Source organism: Enterobacter sp. EC_64 (genome assembly GCF_019584165.1).
Lineage (GTDB): Bacteria > Pseudomonadota > Gammaproteobacteria > Enterobacterales > Enterobacteriaceae > Enterobacter > Enterobacter roggenkampii.
On sequence record NZ_VDAS01000046.1, the window covers coordinates 1 to 17,865 of the forward strand.

Annotated in this window: 15 protein-coding genes and 1 rRNA gene; 8 read left to right on the forward strand and 8 right to left on the reverse strand. The window is 53.5% G+C overall.

All coding sequences use genetic code 11. The features are described from left to right. A 5S ribosomal RNA gene (rrf, locus tag FHC52_RS21430) occupies window positions 1-105 on the forward strand; the annotation flags it as partial. 97 nt (window positions 106-202) lie between these two features. Here the strand turns inward: rrf and mobB are convergent. Both mobB and mobA read right to left on the reverse strand, forming a co-directional pair. Then, window positions 203-706: a molybdopterin-guanine dinucleotide biosynthesis protein MobB gene (gene mobB, locus FHC52_RS21435; RefSeq protein ID WP_032654253.1), complete on the reverse strand. Its 504-nt coding sequence runs from the start codon at window positions 704-706 to the stop codon at window positions 203-205. Next, window positions 703-1,287 carry a molybdenum cofactor guanylyltransferase MobA gene (gene mobA / locus FHC52_RS21440; protein WP_126289710.1) on the reverse strand — a complete coding sequence of 195 codons (585 nt, stop codon included), beginning with the start codon at window positions 1,285-1,287 and terminating at the stop codon, window positions 703-705. Before mobA ends, mobB begins: the two co-directional genes overlap by 4 nt. Before the next feature lie 68 nt (window positions 1,288-1,355). Between mobA and FHC52_RS21445 the strand changes: the two genes are divergently transcribed. From FHC52_RS21445 to dsbA, 3 genes are all read left to right on the forward strand, one after another. Next, window positions 1,356-1,625 (forward strand): YihD family protein, encoded by a 270-nt coding sequence (locus FHC52_RS21445; RefSeq protein WP_008501866.1) that lies wholly within the window; start codon window positions 1,356-1,358, stop codon window positions 1,623-1,625. A 75-nt stretch (window positions 1,626-1,700) separates the two neighbouring features. Further along, window positions 1,701-2,687, forward strand: a complete 987-nt coding sequence (locus FHC52_RS21450; protein WP_126289708.1) for a serine/threonine protein kinase — start codon at window positions 1,701-1,703, stop codon at window positions 2,685-2,687. Window positions 2,688-2,714: 27 nt separating this feature from the next. Beyond that, window positions 2,715-3,338: a thiol:disulfide interchange protein DsbA gene (dsbA, locus tag FHC52_RS21455; RefSeq protein WP_045909081.1), complete on the forward strand. Its 624-nt coding sequence runs from the start codon at window positions 2,715-2,717 to the stop codon at window positions 3,336-3,338. Between the two features lie 23 nt (window positions 3,339-3,361). Here the strand turns inward: dsbA and FHC52_RS21460 are convergent, their stop codons facing one another. Beyond that, the gene (locus tag FHC52_RS21460; RefSeq protein ID WP_048226873.1) at window positions 3,362-4,270 is read right to left on the reverse strand and encodes an acyltransferase; all 909 of its coding nucleotides are present in this window, start codon (window positions 4,268-4,270) and stop codon (window positions 3,362-3,364) included. Between the two features lie 440 nt (window positions 4,271-4,710). Here FHC52_RS21460 and polA point away from each other — a divergent pair, with 440 nt between their 5' ends. Then, on the forward strand, window positions 4,711-7,503 hold the full coding sequence (gene polA / locus FHC52_RS21465; RefSeq protein ID WP_126289706.1) for a DNA polymerase I: 2,793 nt from the start codon (window positions 4,711-4,713) through the stop codon (window positions 7,501-7,503). Window positions 7,504-7,815: 312 nt separating this feature from the next. Here polA and yihA read toward each other — a convergent pair whose 3' ends face one another. Then, window positions 7,816-8,445: a ribosome biogenesis GTP-binding protein YihA/YsxC gene (yihA, locus tag FHC52_RS21470; protein ID WP_008501861.1), complete on the reverse strand. Its 630-nt coding sequence runs from the start codon at window positions 8,443-8,445 to the stop codon at window positions 7,816-7,818. Between the two features lie 580 nt (window positions 8,446-9,025). On the opposite strand from yihA, the gene yihI reads away from it, so the two are divergent. After that, window positions 9,026-9,541 carry a Der GTPase-activating protein YihI gene (gene yihI, locus FHC52_RS21475; RefSeq protein ID WP_008501860.1) on the forward strand — a complete coding sequence of 172 codons (516 nt, stop codon included), beginning with the start codon at window positions 9,026-9,028 and terminating at the stop codon, window positions 9,539-9,541. Between the two features lie 188 nt (window positions 9,542-9,729). Next, a complete protein-coding gene (hemN, locus tag FHC52_RS21480) occupies window positions 9,730-11,103 on the forward strand; it encodes an oxygen-independent coproporphyrinogen III oxidase (protein WP_126289704.1) in 1,374 nt (457 codons plus the stop codon). Between the two features lie 100 nt (window positions 11,104-11,203). On the opposite strand, the gene FHC52_RS21485 is transcribed toward hemN, so the two are convergent. The 4 genes from FHC52_RS21485 to glnA all read right to left on the reverse strand — a co-directional run bounded on the left by FHC52_RS21485 (window position 11,204) and on the right by glnA (window position 15,478). Beyond that, window positions 11,204-11,314: a YshB family small membrane protein gene (locus FHC52_RS21485; protein ID WP_032622955.1), complete on the reverse strand. Its 111-nt coding sequence runs from the start codon at window positions 11,312-11,314 to the stop codon at window positions 11,204-11,206. A 110-nt stretch (window positions 11,315-11,424) separates the two neighbouring features. Beyond that, a complete protein-coding gene (gene glnG / locus FHC52_RS21490; protein WP_008501858.1) occupies window positions 11,425-12,837 on the reverse strand; it encodes a nitrogen regulation protein NR(I) in 1,413 nt (470 codons plus the stop codon). 11 nt (window positions 12,838-12,848) lie between these two features. Next, window positions 12,849-13,898, reverse strand: a complete 1,050-nt coding sequence (gene glnL, locus FHC52_RS21495; RefSeq protein ID WP_008501857.1) for a nitrogen regulation protein NR(II) — start codon at window positions 13,896-13,898, stop codon at window positions 12,849-12,851. A gap of 170 nt (window positions 13,899-14,068) precedes the next feature. Further along, complete coding sequence (glnA, locus tag FHC52_RS21500; protein ID WP_008501856.1) at window positions 14,069-15,478, reverse strand: glutamate--ammonia ligase; 1,410 nt, start codon at window positions 15,476-15,478, stop codon at window positions 14,069-14,071. A 376-nt stretch (window positions 15,479-15,854) separates the two neighbouring features. On the opposite strand from glnA, the gene typA reads away from it, so the two are divergent. Then, window positions 15,855-17,678 carry a ribosome-dependent GTPase TypA gene (gene typA / locus FHC52_RS21505; RefSeq protein ID WP_008501854.1) on the forward strand — a complete coding sequence of 608 codons (1,824 nt, stop codon included), beginning with the start codon at window positions 15,855-15,857 and terminating at the stop codon, window positions 17,676-17,678. Window positions 17,679-17,865: the final 187 nt, after the last annotated feature.

Sequence of the window (17,865 nt, forward strand, 5' to 3'; positions counted from 1 at the left end):
TAGCGCGGTGGTCCCACCTGACTCCATGCCGAACTCAGAAGTGAAACGCCGTAGCGCCGATGGTAGTGTGGGGTCTCCCCATGTGAGAGTAGGGAACTGCCAGGCATCAAACAAGTGAAGAGGCCATCCGAAAGGATGGCCTTTTTGCGTTTATGCGCCAAAAAACGGTAGGCCGGGTAAGGCAAAGCCGCCACCCGGCAAGTCAGACCGCACTCCACGCCACAATAAACTGCGCAATCCCGTCCACATCATTTAAATCCAGCACCGGAACTTCAAGTTCCACTGCCACATCGCTGGCCACTGCAATCACATGTTCATCCAGCGTTAACTCGCTCAAATCATGCCCGGCATCGCTTCTGAAAAGTAGGATCTTAGGCACGGCCTCATGCTTAAACCCCTCAACCAGCACCAGATCCAGCGTGGAGTGATCCATCCGGCTAACCAGATAAGCGAGATTCAGCGGCGCCTCATCCGGCGTTTCTGTCATTAACGCCCAGCGCTGAGGACTTGCTACCATCGTTTGTGCTGCTCCGGCCTTACGCAGCTCATAGCTGTCTTTTCCGGGCGTATCAATGTCCATGTTGTGATGACTATGCTTAATCAAACCAGGGCGAAGCCCTCTGGCACAAAGCGCAGGAATGAGCTTTTTCAACAGCGTGGTTTTCCCGGTCCCACTCCAGGCGGAAATGGCTACAACAGGTATCATCTTTTCTCCTGCATCATCTGCAAATCTTCACTCGTATTTACGTTCACAAACGCTGATTTCACATCGCTAAAATTAACGGAATGGCCTCCAGACTCACGCATAAAGACCATCACTCTGCGCTCTCCCGCGGCCAGGTAGGCCTGCAGAGCAGGCGCTAGCGATCGATGCATCAACGCGATAGCAGGATGGTCACGCTCGCCGTCATGCACCCAAACCACAGGAGCCGTACCACGAAGCAGGAACAGACGCTCGACAAGACAGGACGGAATAAACGGGGTATCGCAGGGGCAGAAGATGAACCACTCTCCGTGCGACTGTTGCATGACTGAAAGCATACCGGCAAGCGGGCCCGGGTAATTCTCAAGGCTATCCTGATAAACGGCGTAGCCGCTGCGCCGGTAAGTGTCGATATGCCGGTTAGCGCTGATGGCTATAGTCGTCACCTGACCTGCGAGCGTATCGGCGACATGCTGCCACAAGGGTTTTCCATTAAGAAGCTGAAGCCCCTTATCTTTACCGCCCATTCGCGTTGCTCTGCCGCCTGCCAGAACGACCCCGATGATTTCCTGGCTAACATTCACGAATATCGCCTCTTTTATTGTGGGATTGACCCTGCTAACGTGTCACTCTAAATGAAAGGAGCACCACCATGAAATGTAAACGTCTGAATGAAGTTATTGAACTCCTCCAGCCAGCCTGGCAGAAAGAGCCAGAGCTCAATCTGATGCAATTTTTACAGAAACTGGCAAAAGAGTCAGGTTTTGACGGCGATCTGGCAGACCTTTCTGACGACATCCTGATCTACCACCTTAAAATGCGCGACTCTGCCAAAGATGCTGTTATTCCTGGTATTCAGAAAGATTATGAGGAAGATTTTAAGACTGCATTGCTGCGCGCCCGAGGCGTAATTAAAGAGTAAAAGCTTGTAAGCGGCGGCACCGAAATCGCCACAAGATGATATCCTGAATCATTCGTATAATTTCCGGATGATCGGATGAACGACCAGGCTTTTACTTTCCAGACATTACACCCGGACACCATTATGGATGCCCTGTTTGAACAGGGTATTCGGGTGGATTCCGGGCTAACACCGTTAAACAGCTACGAAAACCGCGTCTATCAATTTCAGGACGAGGATCGTCAGCGCTATGTCGTAAAATTCTATCGTCCTGAACGCTGGTCCGCTGAACAAATTCAGGAAGAGCATCAGTTCGCTCACGATCTGCTGAATGACGATGTCCCCGTTGCCGCACCGCTGAAATTCAATAACCAAACGCTCCTTACGCACGAAGGGTATTACTACGCAGTATTCCCAAGTCTGGGTGGCCGTCAGTTTGAAGCGGATAATATCGATCAGATGGAGTGGGTTGCCCGCTATCTTGGGCGTATACACCAGACGGGACGCAAAAAAGCCTTTATTGCCCGCCCGACGATGGGGATTCAGGAATACCTTCTTGAACCGCGCGAACTATTCGAAACGTCTGCAATGATCCCCGCTGCGCTAAAGGATGATTTCCTCAACGCCACCGATAAGCTTATTGCTGCAGTGAAAACCTGCTGGCGCGATGATATTTCCGTCCTGCGCCTGCATGGCGATTGTCACGCCGGGAATATTCTCTGGCGTGATGGCCCGCTGTTTGTCGATCTCGATGATGCGCGTATGGGGCCAGCGGTTCAGGACCTGTGGATGCTGCTCAATGGCGACAAAGCCGAGCAACGCATGCAGCTTGAAACCATTATTGAAGCTTATGAAGAATTTAGCCCGTTTAATTCAGACGAAATTGCCCTGATTGAGCCTTTACGTGCGATGCGTTTTGTTTATTATCTCGCATGGTTAATCAGGCGTTGGGACGATCCGGCATTTCCTCGCAATTTCCCGTGGCTTACCGGAGAGGATTACTGGCGTAGCCAGATATCTACATTTACTGAGCAGGTTAAGGTTCTTCAGGAGCCCCCTCTGCAATTAACGCCGATGTATTAATTGGACACACCCAGGAGAGAGTTAATCATGAAAAAAATTTGGCTGGCGCTGGCAGGTATGATTCTGGCATTTAGCGCTTCTGCTGCGCAGTTTACCGACGGCAAACAGTTCATCACGCTGGACAAGCCGGTCGCTGGCGAGCCACAGGTTCTGGAGTTCTTCTCGTTCTATTGCCCACACTGCTATCAGTTCGAGCAGGTGCTGCATGTTTCTGACAACGTGAAGAAAAAGCTGCCGGAAGGCACCAAAATGACCAAGTACCACGTTGAGTTCCTGGGCCCATTGGGTAAAGACCTGACTCAGGCATGGGCGGTGGCGATGGCACTGGGCGTGGAAGATAAGATCACTTCGCCAATGTTTGAAGCCGTACAGAAAACCCAGACCGTTCAGACCACTGCGGATATCCGTAAAGTGTTCGTTGATGCGGGCGTGAAAGGTGAAGAGTACGATGCCGCATGGAACAGCTTCGTGGTGAAATCACTGGTTGCCCAGCAGGAAAAAGCGGCTGCTGATCTCCAGCTTCAGGGCGTTCCGGCGATGTTTGTTAACGGCAAATATCAGCTGAACATGCAGGGCATGGACACCAGCAGCATGGATATTTTCGTACAGCAGTATGCAGATACCGTGAAATACCTGGTTGAGAAGAAGTAATTTCGTTGATGTAAAAACGCCGGTCACTGACCGGCGTTTTTGTATGAAGATTTTATCTTGTCTATCTGTTCGTCTTTCTCTTTCCAGAGCGTATTAAGCCACTGCTGGAAACGACGTTTGAAGTTCTTATCGTTTACGTAATCACCGTGCAGTTCAGCGTCAATCGGAACCAGATCGACGTGCACGACAATGCGCGTCAGTTTGCCGCTGAGCATATCGAAGAACGGCGTCCTGTCGTTTTCCGGATAGCAGAGCGTGACGTTAAGAAGTTTATCGAACTGTGCTCCCAGCACGTTAAGCGCCATCGCAATCCCTGCCGCTTTTGGCGGCAACAGGTGCTGATAAGGAGAGCGAGTTTGCTGGCGCTTCTCTTCCGTAAACCGGGAACCTTCAACAAAGTTCACGATGGTCGTAGGATGTGCACGAAACTTTTCACAGGAACGGCGCGTGGTCTCCACATCCTTACCGCGACGTTCCGGATGACGAATCAAATAGCTGCGCGAATAGCGTTTCATAAACGGCATATCGAGCGCCCAGCAGGCCAGCCCGATAAAAGGCACCCAGGCGAGCTGCTGTTTCAGGAAGTATTTGTTCATCGGGATGTGTTTGCGAAAAAGCACGCATAACACCACGATGTCCGCCCAGCTGTGGTGATTGCAGATCAGAAGGTACCAGTTCTTTTTGTTGAGACTCTCCAGCCCTTTGACATCCCACTTCAGATACGGGTTAAGGCACAACAGGATCGCCAGCCCTTCGCACCAGCAATACATCATGAAGTTACAAAATGCGGACACGGCTCGCCACACCACGGGTACGGGCAGCAGCAGTTTAATGATCCCGGCGAGAATGATCGGCACGGAACAGGCGATCGTCACCAGGATAGTTAAAATGATGCTTAGCAGTAATGTTATTGCAGCGAGCAATCTCGACATGATGAGCTTTTTCAAATAGTTAGCTGTAAGTGAGCGACCGGCTAGTCGACGCTGGGCGCTGATTTTACCAGAAAACCAACGAATGAATGGCGCTTTCACATGATGATTTGGCGGCTTTTACCCTGGCGCAGCAGATTTCTCTGGGGTTCTGCGCGAATCAAGGCTTATATCCACATAGACTAAATTGCCATCAGTTGACCATATAGATAAGATCTAACAACATAACAGCATGATAATTAAGATCTAAATATTACCTCATATGTGTTTTTCGCGTCTGTTATTCATATGAAGTGAAAATATTCACAAACTTATCCACAGTTTTATTTTTGCGAGCGATCCTCACGATCGCAAAATCTTTTCCTGTATCTGGCGCTAATAACTGATGTTTTCATCCTTCTGTGGCATCCTTTACTCATAAATTGATTAAAGGCACGGACATTATGGTTCAGATCCCAGAAAACCCTCTTATTCTCGTCGATGGCTCTTCTTACCTGTATCGGGCGTACCATGCGTTTCCTCCTCTGACCAATAGCGCAGGGGAACCTACCGGCGCAATGTACGGCGTGCTGAATATGCTGCGCAGCCTGATTCTGCAGTATCAGCCAACCCATGCGGCCGTCGTTTTTGATGCAAAAGGCAAAACGTTCCGCGACGAGTTGTTTGAACATTACAAATCCCACCGTCCGCCAATGCCTGACGATCTGCGTGCGCAGATAGAGCCGCTGCATGCCATGGTAAAAGCCATGGGGCTACCACTGCTGGCCGTTTCTGGCGTTGAAGCCGATGACGTCATCGGTACGCTGGCGCGTGAAGCCGAAAAGATGGGTCGTCCCGTGCTGATCAGCACCGGTGATAAAGATATGGCACAGCTGGTGACGCCAGGGATCACCCTGATTAACACCATGACCAACACCATTCTGGGGCCTGAAGAGGTCGTCACTAAGTATGGCGTGCCGCCAGAGCTGATTATCGACTTCCTCGCGTTGATGGGCGACTCCTCGGATAACATCCCTGGTGTTCCTGGCGTCGGAGAGAAAACCGCGCAGGCGCTGCTTCAGGGGCTGGGCGGGCTGGATACGCTCTACGCCGAATCAGACAAAATCGCCGGGCTCTCCTTCCGTGGTGCAAAAACCATGGCCGGGAAGCTGGAAGAGAACAAAGAGGTGGCTTATCTCTCCTATAAGCTGGCAACCATCAAAACCGATGTCGAACTGGAGCTGGGCTGTGAGCAGCTGGAAGTGCAGCAGCCTTCTGCGGACGAGCTTCTGAGTCTGTTTAAGAAATACGAATTTAAGCGCTGGACCACTGACGTGGAAGCCGGCAAGTGGCTGCAGGCAAAAGGGGCGAAACCTGCTGCAAAGCCGAAGGAGACGATTGTCGTTGACGCAGAAGAGCAGGCGGAAGAAGAAGCCGTGGTGCTTACCTTCGACAACTACGAAACCCTTCTTGAAGAGTCGCAGCTCATTGCCTGGATCGAAAAACTGAAAAAAGCGCCGGTCTTCGCCTTTGACACCGAAACGGACAGTCTCGATAACATCTCTGCCAATATGGTAGGTCTGTCATTTGCGACAGAGCCTGGTCATGCGGCCTATGTTCCCGTGGCGCACGATTACCTGGACGCGCCGGAACAGATCTCCCGTGAACGCGTGCTTGAGCTGCTGAAGCCGATCCTGGAAGACGAAAAGGCGCTTAAGGTTGGGCAAAACCTCAAGTACGACCGCGGCATTCTGCAAAACTACGGCATTGAACTACGCGGGATCGCCTTCGACACCATGCTCGAATCCTACATTCTGGACAGCGTCGCGGGCCGCCATGATATGGATTCCTTATCTGACCGCTGGCTCAAGCACAAAACCATCACCTTCGAAGAGATTGCCGGTAAAGGGAAAAATCAGCTCACCTTTAACCAGATCGCTCTTGAAGAAGCAGGTCGCTACGCGGCGGAAGATGCTGACGTTACGCTGCAGCTGCACCTGAAGATGTGGCCAAAACTGCAAAAGCACGAAGGTCCGCTGAATGTGTTCCAGCATATTGAGATGCCGCTGGTACCCGTGCTGTCCCGCATTGAACGCAACGGCGTGAAAATCGATCCAACGGTGCTGCATAACCACTCCGGGGAGCTGGCGCAGCGCCTGACCGAGCTGGAGCAGAAAGCGCATGAGCTTGCAGGCGAGCCGTTTAACCTCTCTTCTCCGAAGCAGCTGCAAACCATTCTGTTTGAAAAGCAGGGCATCAAGCCGCTGAAGAAAACCCCTGGCGGTGCGCCTTCAACCTCTGAAGAGGTGCTGGAAGAGCTGGCGCTGGACTACCCGCTGCCAAAAGTGATTCTGCAGTACCGTGGTCTCGCGAAGCTGAAGTCTACCTACACTGATAAGCTTCCGCTGATGATCAACCCGAAAACGGGCCGCGTGCACACCTCATATCATCAGGCTGTCGCGGCGACCGGTCGTCTCTCGTCAACCGATCCCAACCTGCAGAACATCCCGGTACGTAACGAAGAGGGCCGCCGTATTCGCCAGGCTTTCATCGCACCAGAGGATTATCTGATTGTCTCTGCTGACTACTCGCAAATTGAGCTGCGCATTATGGCGCATCTGTCCCGCGACAAAGGCCTGCTGACCGCGTTTGCCGAAGGGAAGGATATCCACCGGGCAACCGCGGCGGAAGTCTTCGGCTTGCCGCTGGACAGCGTGACCAACGAACAGCGCCGCAGCGCTAAAGCGATCAACTTCGGTCTGATCTACGGCATGAGCGCGTTCGGCCTTTCACGCCAGCTCAATATTCCGCGTAAAGAGTCGCAGAAGTATATGGATCTCTACTTCGAGCGCTACCCGGGCGTGCTGGAATATATGGAACGTACCCGCGCGCAGGCGAAAGAGAAAGGCTACGTTGAAACGCTGGACGGCCGCCGTCTCTACTTACCGGACATCAAATCCAGCAACGCGGCGCGCCGCGCGGGCGCAGAGCGTGCCGCGATCAACGCCCCGATGCAGGGGACCGCGGCGGACATTATTAAGCGTGCAATGATCGCCGTGGATGCCTGGCTCGAGAAAGAGAAACCGCGTGTGAAAATGATCATGCAGGTACACGATGAACTGGTATTTGAAGTGCACAAGGACGACCTCGACGCCGTGTCGAAGAAGATCCACGAACTGATGGAAAGCAGCATGACGCTGGACGTGCCGTTGCTGGTGGAAGTGGGAAGTGGTGAAAACTGGGATCAGGCTCACTAAGGGTTCTTCGCATAACGCGCTTTTTATGTAAGTTTGCAACATGGCAACGCGCGTTTTGTGACGTTCATTAGAATTCCCTATGTAAAGAATGAAAAAAAACTACAAAAAGTGCTTTTTCTGCAACACAAAAAGGGGTAGAGTTATCGGCGTAGGGTACAGAGGTAAGATGTTCTATCTTTCAGACCTTTTACTTCACGTAATCGGATTTGGCTGAATATTTTAGCCGCCCCAGTCAGTAATGACTGGGGCGTTTTTTATTGCGGCAAAGAAATGTTCAGGCAAAAAAAAGCGCGGCCATTGCCGCGCTCGGTATTACTCTTCTTCCGCTTCCGTCGCAGGTTCCAGCTCGCTAAACCAGGTGTCGAGCTTTTGACGCAGCTTGTCCACGCCCTGCTTTTTCAGCGAGGAGAACGGCTCAACCTGCACATCGCCGTTGAACGCCAGCACCGCTTCGCGAACCATATTCACCTGCGCTTTACGCGCGCCGCTTGCCAGCTTATCGGCTTTCGTCAGCAGCACCAGCACGGCGATATCGCTTGCCACCGCCCAGTCGATCATCTGCTGATCGAGATCTTTCAGCGGGTGGCGAATATCCATCAATACCACCAGACCTTTCAGGCACATGCGTTTTTCGAGGTATTCACCCAGCGCACGCTGCCATTTGATTTTCATCTCTTCGGGTACCTGCGCATAACCGTACCCCGGTAAGTCGACCAGGCGTTTGCCCTCTGCGACTTCAAACAGGTTGATCAGCTGGGTACGGCCAGGTGTTTTTGAGGTACGCGCCAGGTTCTTCTGATTGGTCAGCGTATTCAGGGCGCTGGATTTACCCGCATTAGAGCGGCCAGCAAAGGCCACTTCAATACCGGTATCAGAGGGGAGGTGGCGAATATCGGGCGCACTGGTGACAAAATGCGTCTGTTGGTAGTTCCAGGTAGTCACGTGGTCGTCTCCAAAAATCGTAATCTGAGGGGGATTATACCTGAATGCGGGCAAAAGACTTTTTTCATTGCACTCAGCCTGTAGGCTTAAGCCCTGGCCGCTGTGAGAGATTGGCTATACGTACTATGGGAGATTTCAGAGAAATCGCAGGAGCAAGAAAAAGGCAAACTGTTTTAAATCATCATCTTATTTCCAGGTAATTATCTGAAAATCCGTTTTTGTACCGTTTCGTTGCTTGTTAGTTTAAGCGAACACGGTAAAGTATGCGGCAAGGCGAGGAAGCCAACAGGATGATGACTTAAGGATAAGGGTCAGGAGCGCCAGGAGGCGAAGACGCAGGATTGTCAGGACGACCAGCGCCTGGAGGCGTTTTAACAGGAAATGGAACCGTATCACGGACGGTATTAGCCAAGGGATAAACAGGGTTTGTTGTTGGCAAACATGGAATGTCTGACCCGTTAAGGGTTGTGAGTCAGGAAAAAAGGCGACAGATTGCTCTGTCGCCTTTTTTCTTTGCTTGCTTTCTGCTAGATTTCGCCGCAATTCTATACTGAAGAAAACGACTTAAAGATAAAACATCATGAAAAAACCAACCTCCGCTGCGGGCGCGAAACGCCCTGCAAAAGCACGCCGCAAAACGCGCGAAGAACTGAACCAGGAAGCGCGCGACCGCAAACGCGACAAGAAACATCGCGGTCATGCTGCGGGTAGCCGTGCCAACGGTGGTGGTGCAGCGGGCGCTTCTGCAAAAAGCAAGCAGCAGAAAGATCCTCGTATCGGCAGTAAAACTCCCATTCCACTGGGCGTGACAGACACCCCGGTCACTAAGCAGCACAAACCAAAGAGCGAGAAACCTATGCTTTCACCGCAGGCTGAGCTGGATTTGCTGGAGAACGATGAGCGCCTGGACGCGCTGCTGGAACGTCTTGAAGAGGGTGAAACCCTGACCGCCGAAGAGCAGTCATGGGTGGATGCCAAACTGGATCGCATCGACGAGCTGATGCAGAAGCTGGGTCTGTCTTACGATGACGAAGACGACGAAGAAGAAGACGAAAAGCAGGAAGATATGATGCGTCTTCTGAAGGGTGGAAACTAACATTTGCACCCGGCAGGCTCGATAGTCCTGCTTATAACCCTTCCGGTTATATGTTATCTGGTGTGGTTATTCGTTAAACTACGGCGGTTGTCGCGGCGACAGAAGTGGCTGCGCACCCGAATGATGGCCCGCAATGGGGTCAGAACGGGCCGCCGTATACGAACGCGACACCAACGGAAGGAGTGAGCATGTCAGCACCAACTATCGACTGGGATTTGGCCCTAATCCAGAAATATAACTATTCCGGGCCGCGTTATACGTCATACCCCACCGCGCTTGAATTCTCCGATGCCTTCGGCGAGGAGGATTTTCAGCAGGCTGTCGCGCGCTATCCTGAGCGTCCGCTGTCGCTCTACGTCCATATTCCGTTCTGCCACAAGCTTTGTTACTTCTGCGGCTGCAATAAAATCGTGACCCGCCAGCAGCATAAAGCCGACCAGTATCTTGACGCGCTCGAACAGGAAATTGTGCATCGCGCGCCGCTGTTTAAAGGCCGTCACGTCAGCCAGCTTCACTGGGGCGGCGGCACGCCAACCTATCTGAATAAGGCGCAAATAAGCCGTCTGATGACGCTGCTGCGCGGAAATTTCAATTTTAACGACGACGCCGAAATCTCGATCGAAGTCGATCCGCGTGAAATTGAGCTGGATGTCCTGGATCATTTACGCGCGGAAGGCTTCAACCGGCTGAGCATGGGCGTGCAGGATTTCAATAAAGAGGTTCAGCGTCTGGTGAACCGCGAGCAGGACGAAGAGTTTATCTTCGCCTTACTCAACCACGCACGTGACATCGGCTTTACCTCGACCAACATCGACCTGATTTACGGCCTGCCAAAGCAGACGCCGGAGAGCTTCGCCTTTACGCTGAAGCGCGTGGCTGAACTCAGCCCGGACCGCCTCAGCGTCTTTAACTACGCGCACCTGCCGACGCTATTCGCCGCTCAGCGCAAAATCAAAGATGCGGATCTGCCTTCTGCCCAGCAGAAGCTGGATATCCTGCAGGAAACCATCACCTCGCTGACCGACACCGGCTATCAGTTTATCGGGATGGATCACTTTGCCCGTCCTGATGACGAGCTGGCCGTTGCTCAGCGCGAAGGGGTACTGCACCGCAACTTCCAGGGCTACACGACCCAGGGCGATACCGATCTGCTCGGCTTGGGTGTCTCCGCCATCAGCATGATCGGCGACTGCTACGCGCAGAACCAGAAAGAGCTAAAGCTGTATTACCAGCAGGTGGATGAGACCGGCAACGCGCTGTGGCGCGGCATCGCATTAACCCGTGACGACTGCATCCGTCGCGATGTGATTAAGGCGCTTATCTGCAACTTCCGTCTCGATTTCAGGGACGTGGAAGCGCAGTGGGCGCTGAACTTCAGCGATTATTTCGCGGAAGATCTGAAGCTTCTGGCGCCGCTGGCGAAAGACGGGCTGGTGGATGTGTCGGAGAGCGCGATTGAGGTCACGCCGAAAGGGCGTCTGTTGATCCGCAATATCTGCATGTGCTTCGACGCATATCTGCGTCAGAAAGCGCGTATGCAGCAGTTCTCGCGGGTGATTTAAACGGTAATGCCGGGTGGCGGCTTCGCCTTACCCGGCCTACAAAAGTGCGAAATGTAGGCCGGGTAAGCGAAGCGCCACCCGGCTTTTCATCGCCAACTCGCTAGCTAAACAGCCCAACCAGCGCCGCACACAGCACCGCCGCAACAGCGGTTTGTGGCGTGTGGCTTTCAGCGGCTCCGCTAGAGAGCATATTCACGAATGTTTCCAGCATGATGTTCACCCCCAATTTCCGGGCACGATCATACAAAACTCATCGGAACAGTAAAGCGCAAAATAACGGCAATTTGCGCTCAATTAATAACCTTTACACAAGCGCGGATATTACTCCATTCCCAGCTCTTTCAGCTTGCGCGTCAGGGTATTGCGTCCCCATCCTAACAGGCGAGCGGCTTCCTGCTTATGACCCTGTGTATGACGAAGCGCGGTGGTCAACAGCGTACGCTCCATCTCAGGCTGAGCCTCTGACAGCAAGTTTTGATGACCGGAACGCAGCGCGCGGTCAGCCCACTGCGCCAGCAGCGTCGCCCAGCTGTCCGGCAGCGCGTGTCCGCTACTGCTTTCCGGCGCGGTCGCCTCAAACAGCTCGGCCGGTAAATCCTGAATCAGCACTTCCTGACCGGCAGCCATCACGGTTAACCAGCGGCAGGTGTTTTCCAGCTGACGCACGTTGCCCGGCCACGCCAGACGCGTCAGAGCGGCATCGGTTTCGGGATGAAGCTGCTTAGCTTCCACACCCAGCTCGCGGGCAGCCACCTGCAGGAAATGACGCGCCAGGCGGGGAATATCTTCCCGGCGTTCACGCAGCGGCGGCAGATGAACGCGAATGACGTTCAGACGATGGAATAAATCCTCACGGAATTTGCCTTCCTGCACGCGCTGCTCCAGGTTCTGGTGGGTCGCGGCGATAATACGCACGTCCACCTTCACCGGCGCATAACCGCCCACGCGATAAAACTGCCCGTCGGCCAGCACGCGCAGCAGACGGGTCTGAACGTCCAGCGGCATATCGCCGATCTCATCCAGGAACAGCGTGCCGCCGTCAGCCTGTTCGAAGCGCCCCTGGCGAATGGTATTTGCGCCGGTAAACGCCCCTTTTTCGTGCCCGAACAGCTCGGATTCAATCAAGTCCTTTGGGATCGCCGCCATATTCAGGGCGATAAACGGCGCTTTTGCCCGCGGGCTGTGGCGATGCAGGGCATGGGCCACAAGCTCTTTACCGGTCCCCGATTCGCCGTTGATCAAGACGCTGATGGAGGAGCGGGACAGACGGCCAATAATGCGAAACACGTCCTGCATCGCCGGCGCTTCGCCGATGATGTCGGTGGTTGGCCCAAAATCGGGCGCGTGGCGCGGCTGTTGCTGCTCCTGATAATGGCTAATCGCGCGCTCAACCAGCGCCACCGCTTCGTCGATATCAAACGGTTTGGGCAGATAATCGAATGCCCCTTGCTGGTAAGCGCTCACCGCGGCATCCAGATCGGAATGAGCCGTCATTATGATGACCGGAAGCATAGGGTGGCGTTGTTTGATCTGCTTTAACAGCGCCAGCCCGTCCATGCCCGGCATACGGATATCCGACAGCAGAACATCGGGCGTTTTAGTGGTGAGTGCGTCGAGCACTTCGCTGCCGCTCTCAAACGTCGTGCAGCTTAATCCAGCCCCTGTGAGCGCGCGTTCAAGCACCCAACGGATGGAGCTATCGTCATCGACTACCCAGACTATCCCTCGTTGCATAAACGTCACCTTTATTTTTTAATCGGCAGGAAAACCGAAAACTCGGTATGTCCCGGCCAACTGGTAAATTCAATTTTTCCAGAGTGTTGGTCGATCAAACTGCGGGCAATGGATAAGCCCAGGCCGGTACCGCCTTCGCGGCCGCTGACCATCGGGTAGAACAGAGTGTCCTGAAGATGCGATGGAATACCGGGGCCGTTATCCTCGACGTCGATACGGGCCGCAAGGCGATAGCGCACGCCGTGTAACGTGAGCTGGAAGGCGGTACGGGTGCGTAAAATAATCTCGCCCCCTTCCGGTCCCAGCGCCTGCAGGGCATTGCGCACAATGTTCAACAGGACCTGCTCAATCTGATCCGGGTCATGGGCCAGTTCCGGCAGGCTTGGGTCGTAATCACGCACCAGCGTGACGTTCTCTGGCAGCTCCATCGAGACGAGCTTCACCACCCGCTCGGCCACTTTATGGATGCTTTCTGTGACGTGCATTCCCGGCTGCTGTGGCCCGAGAAGACGGTCAACCAGATTCCGCAGGCGGTCCGCCTGCTCGATGATGACGTTGGTATACTCCGCCAGCGCAGGGTCGGGCAGCGCCTTGGTCAGAAGCTGCGCCGCGCCGCGTAATCCGCCCAACGGGTTTTTGATTTCATGCGCCAGGCCGCGCACCAGGTCTCGGGCGGCAATTTGCTGCGCATGCTGAAGCTGCTCCTGGCTCAGGCGACGCTGATTATCCATCGGCGCCATTTCCAGCAGGATCAAGCCTTCGGGAAGACGTTGCGCGGTCAGCGACAGAATGTGCGAGCGCCCGTCGATCACCAGCGTCACTTCGTTATCGGTGAAACCCTGGCCCGCCTGTAAACTTTCCTGCATCAGGCCAATATTCAGCGAAAAATAGCTCAGAAGTTCCGGAAGCGGGGTGCCGAACAGTTTGCGTGCGCTTTGGGCGAGCAGCTGCTGTGCCGCCGGGTTGGCGTAATGAACGGCCAGCTCGTCATCCACCAGCAAAATGCTGTTAATCAAAGAATTGAGGATCTGCCCAGCATCGGGCAGCGTGCCAGTTGCCATTCAGCAGTCTCCTGGAGTCGTTTGCACTAATTTAGTGCAGTATAGCGTTTTCGGCGTAAAAAGCGCGTGAGATCAGGTTGTTGGTGGAGAAAAAAGCCCATCCGGAGATGGGCTAAAAGTTTCCACGGCAACTACTCCCGGCGCTTGTCACGCCGGGTAAAACAACTTAATTAAACGCTGTAGTACAGTTCGAACTCAACCGGATGCGGAGTCATACGGACGCGGTCGTTCTCTTCAGTACGCAGGGCGATGTAAGCATCGATAGCGTCGTCAGTGAATACGCCACCTGCGGTCAGGAACTCGCGGTCTGCGTCCAGCGCCTGCAGGGCTTCTTCCAGAGAGCCAGCAACCTGTGGGATCTCTTTCGCTTCTTCTGGCGGCAGGTCGTACAGGTTTTTGTCCATCGCTTCGCCTGGGTGGATCTTGTTCTTGATACCGTCCAGACCGGCCATCAGCAGTGCTGCGAAGCACAGGTATGGGTTAGCCGCTGGATCCGGGAAGCGAACTTCGATACGACGCGCTTTAGGAGACGCCACCACCGGGATACGGATAGAAGCAGAACGGTTACGCGCAGAGTAGGCCAGCATCACTGGCGCTTCATAGCCCGGGACCAGACGCTTATAGGAGTTGGTGGTTGGGTTCGCCAGGGCGTTGATCGCTTTAGCGTGTTTGATTACGCCGCCAATGTAATACAGCGCCTGCTCGGACAGACCGGCATATTTGTCACCAGAGAACAGGTTGGTACCGTTCTTGGACAGAGACATGTGGCAGTGCATACCGGAACCGTTGTCGCCAAACATTGGTTTTGGCATGAAGGTCGCAGTTTTACCGAAACGGTGCGCAACGTTGTGCACAACGTATTTGTAGATCTGAATTTCGTCCGCTTTTTTGGTCATGGTGTTGAAGCGGGTAGCCACTTCGTTCTGACCCGCAGTCGCCACTTCGTGGTGGTGAGCTTCAACAACCAGGCCCATCTCTTCCATCACCAGACACATGGTGGAACGAATGTCCTGTGCAGAGTCGACCGGAGGAACCGGGAAGTAACCGCCTTTCACGCCTGGACGGTGACCTTTGTTACCGCCTTCGTATTTGGTGGAGGAGTTCCATGCGCCTTCGATGTCGTCGATAGCCACGTGGGAGCCAGAGATAGAGGCACCAAAACGGATGTCATCGAACAGGAAGAACTCTGGCTCTGGCCCGAACAGAACGGTGTCCGCGATGCCGGTAGAACGCAGGTACTCTTCAGCGCGTTTCGCGATAGAACGTGGGTCGCGGTCGTAGCCCTGCAGCGTGCCTGGCTCGAGGATGTCGCAACGGATGATCAGGGTAGGTTCTTCGAAGAACGGATCAATGACCGCAGTGGTTGCATCTGGCATCAGAACCATGTCGGATTCGTTAATGCCTTTCCAGCCACCAATGGAGGAGCCGTCAAACATTTTGCCTTCTTCAAAGAATTCGGCGTTCACCTGATGAGCAGGGATTGTGACGTGCTGTTCTTTACCTTTGGTGTCGGTGAAGCGGAGATCAACAAACTTCACTTCATGTTCGTTCAGCATCGTCAAAACGTGTTCAGCGGACATACTTAACTCTCCAGATTGGTCATTGTCGTCGTGGTAACGAGGTCTTCAGTTTCTGTTTGTACTGGCTGTTGCCATGTAATTTTTATAAAGCGAAATCTGTGCCAACTTTTAAAACACCCCAAAAAGGCGTTATCATGCGCACCATAGTGCAAAAGGGCTGCACCACAATGGTAATGTTGCACCAGTATAGTGCTTCAGTGTGAACACCGAGCACCATATTGGTGCAATTTTCGTTAAAGTGCCCTTTTTCGCTCCGTGAAAGCGATCACAAAGCATCTCTGCGATACTTGTTTGCGGAGGATGTTTGTGATCCTGTTTTGTAGTGCGATTAATCCGTGTACAATAACGCGCTATTTCTAATGCCTGAGGCAAAGTTGTGATCGAAAATTTGCGTAACATCGCCATCATCGCGCACGTTGACCATGGTAAAACTACCCTGGTTGATAAGCTGCTGCAGCAATCCGGTACGTTTGATGCACGTGCCGAAACTCAAGAGCGTGTGATGGACTCCAACGATTTGGAGAAAGAGCGTGGGATTACTATCCTCGCGAAAAACACCGCTATTAAATGGAATGACTACCGTATCAACATCGTTGATACCCCAGGGCACGCCGACTTCGGTGGTGAAGTTGAGCGCGTGATGTCCATGGTGGATTCCGTGCTGCTGGTGGTTGACGCATTTGACGGCCCAATGCCGCAAACGCGCTTCGTGACCAAAAAAGCATTTGCCCATGGCCTGAAACCAATTGTTGTTATCAACAAGGTTGACCGTCCTGGCGCACGTCCTGACTGGGTTGTTGATCAGGTATTCGACCTGTTCGTTAACCTCGACGCGACCGACGAACAGCTGGACTTCCCTATCATTTACGCTTCGGCGCTGAATGGTATCGCGGGTCTGGACCACGAAGATATGGCGGAAGACATGACCCCGCTGTATCAGGCGATTGTCGATCACGTACCGGCACCGGATGTTGATCTGGATGGTCCACTGCAGATGCAGATCTCCCAGCTGGACTACAACAACTACGTTGGCGTCATCGGTATCGGCCGTATCAAACGCGGTAAAGTGAAGCCAAACCAGCAGGTTACTATCATCGATAGCGAAGGCAAAACCCGCAACGGTAAAGTTGGCAAAGTGCTGACTCACCTGGGTCTGGAGCGTATCGACAGCGATCTGGCTGAAGCGGGCGACATCATCGCGATCACCGGTCTGGGCGAGCTGAACATCTCTGACACCATCTGCGACCCGCAGAACGTGGAAGCGCTGCCGGCCCTGTCTGTTGATGAACCAACCGTTACCATGTTCTTCAACGTCAACACCTCTCCGTTCTGTGGTAAAGAAGGTAAGTTCGTTACCTCTCGTCAGATCCTTGACCGCCTGAACAAAGAGCTGGTGCACAACGTTGCGCTGCGCGTTGAAGAAACCGAAGACGCTGATGCCTTCCGCGTATCCGGTCGTGGTGAACTGCACCTGTCTGTTCTGATCGAAAACATGCGTCGTGAAGGTTTCGAGATGGCGGTTTCCCGTCCGAAAGTTATCTTCCGCGAAATCGACGGCCGTAAACAAGAGCCGTTCGAAAACGTGACGCTGGACGTTGAAGAGCAGCACCAGGGTTCTGTGATGCAGGCGCTGGGTGAGCGTAAAGGCGACCTGAAAAACATGAATCCAGACGGCAAAGGCCGCGTACGTCTCGACTACGTGATCCCAAGCCGTGGCCTGATCGGCTTCCGTTCTGAGTTCATGACCATGACCTCTGGTACCGGTCTGCTGTACTCCACCTTCAGCCACTACGACGACGTGCGTCCGGGCGAAGTGGGCCAGCGTAACAACGGCGTACTGATCTCCAACGGTCAGGGTAAAGCGGTTGCGTTTGCGCTGTTCGGTCTGCAGGATCGCGGTAAGCTGTTCCTGGGTCACGGTGCTGAAGTTTACGAAGGCCAGATCATCGGTATTCACAGCCGTTCTAACGACCTGACCGTAAACTGCCTGACCGGTAAGAAACTGACCAACATGCGTGCGTCCGGTACTGACGAAGCAACGGTTCTGGTTCCACCGATCAAGATGACTCTGGAGCAGGCTCTGGAATTCATCGATGACGACGAACTGGTAGAAGTGACTCCGCTGTCTATCCGTATCCGTAAACGTCACCTGACCGAGAACGATCGTAAACGTGCTATGCGCGGTGCGAAAGAAGAGTAATTCGGTTATGCCGTAGGCCGGGTATGCGCATGCGCCACCCGGCAACGAAAAAGCCGCTGAGCGATCAGCGGCTTTTTTTATTGTCATCCCTAAACCACCTCCTGGGGAGGTGGTGATTGATCCTGTAAGGCTATAGCCTGAAGAATGCCCATGCCGGAATATCTCTTCTTACTCACCACAAGTAAAA

What these genes read in the sequence shown, in the direction of transcription:
- FHC52_RS21485 (WP_032622955.1), bottom strand. Translation starts at nt 11,314, where the DNA reads ATGCTGGAAACATTCGTGAATATGCTCTCTAGCGGAGCCGCTGAAAGC.
- FHC52_RS21450 (WP_126289708.1), top strand. Translation starts at nt 1,701, where the DNA reads ATGAACGACCAGGCTTTTACTTTCCAGACATTACACCCGGACACCATT.
- polA (WP_126289706.1), top strand. Translation starts at nt 4,711, where the DNA reads ATGGTTCAGATCCCAGAAAACCCTCTTATTCTCGTCGATGGCTCTTCT.
- FHC52_RS21445 (WP_008501866.1), top strand. Translation starts at nt 1,356, where the DNA reads ATGAAATGTAAACGTCTGAATGAAGTTATTGAACTCCTCCAGCCAGCC.
- yihI (WP_008501860.1), top strand. Translation starts at nt 9,026, where the DNA reads ATGAAAAAACCAACCTCCGCTGCGGGCGCGAAACGCCCTGCAAAAGCA.
- glnL (WP_008501857.1), bottom strand. Translation starts at nt 13,898, where the DNA reads ATGGCAACTGGCACGCTGCCCGATGCTGGGCAGATCCTCAATTCTTTG.
- FHC52_RS21460 (WP_048226873.1), bottom strand. Translation starts at nt 4,270, where the DNA reads ATGTCGAGATTGCTCGCTGCAATAACATTACTGCTAAGCATCATTTTA.
- glnA (WP_008501856.1), bottom strand. Translation starts at nt 15,478, where the DNA reads ATGTCCGCTGAACACGTTTTGACGATGCTGAACGAACATGAAGTGAAG.
- mobB (WP_032654253.1), bottom strand. Translation starts at nt 706, where the DNA reads ATGATACCTGTTGTAGCCATTTCCGCCTGGAGTGGGACCGGGAAAACC.
- dsbA (WP_045909081.1), top strand. Translation starts at nt 2,715, where the DNA reads ATGAAAAAAATTTGGCTGGCGCTGGCAGGTATGATTCTGGCATTTAGC.
- glnG (WP_008501858.1), bottom strand. Translation starts at nt 12,837, where the DNA reads ATGCAACGAGGGATAGTCTGGGTAGTCGATGACGATAGCTCCATCCGT.
- hemN (WP_126289704.1), top strand. Translation starts at nt 9,730, where the DNA reads ATGTCAGCACCAACTATCGACTGGGATTTGGCCCTAATCCAGAAATAT.